This window comes from Colwellia sp. TT2012, assembly GCF_001440345.1.
GTDB lineage: Bacteria > Pseudomonadota > Gammaproteobacteria > Enterobacterales > Alteromonadaceae > Colwellia.
This window is the reverse complement of the sequence record NZ_LJYX01000195.1, coordinates 1-433: the sequence shown is the minus strand read 5'-3', so window position 1 is coordinate 433 and position 433 is coordinate 1. Positions and strand designations below refer to the sequence as shown.

The 433-nt window shown below is 37.0% G+C and carries 1 tRNA gene; it reads right to left on the bottom strand.

Annotated elements, in window-relative coordinates:
• Positions 1-309 precede the first annotated feature (309 nt).
• A tRNA-Ile gene (locus tag ASU03_RS19540) sits at positions 310-386 on the bottom strand.
• Between the last annotated feature and the right edge of the window lie 47 nt (positions 387-433).

The following is a 433-nucleotide window of genomic DNA, read 5'->3' as shown; positions in this document are numbered from 1 at the left end:
TTTGTTGGTATTTATACTGATATGAACAACAGCGCGACACCGTGTTCAATATATAAATACCGATATTTATATCAGCTTTCCAGATTGTTAAAGAACTTCAAATCAACTCGCATTCGGTTAATTCGTGATTTCTCTCCCTAAGGAGAGTAAAAACCAAACTTAATGTATCGTTTAAACGATAAGTTAAGTTTGGTTTCTTTCTTTAAGAGAAGAAATATCATTTACCATTTTGAATTTTATCAAGGCACTTGGTAACGACGTGTAGTTAATCCTACACGAGTTGGCAAGTAACGCCGATAAAAACAAAATTGGTAGGTCTGGGCAGACTTGAACTGCCGACCTCACCCTTATCAGGGGTGCGCTCTAACCAGCTGAGCTACAGACCTATCGTTTCTTCTTTATTTTGTTATCATGTAATTTGTGTGAACACTCG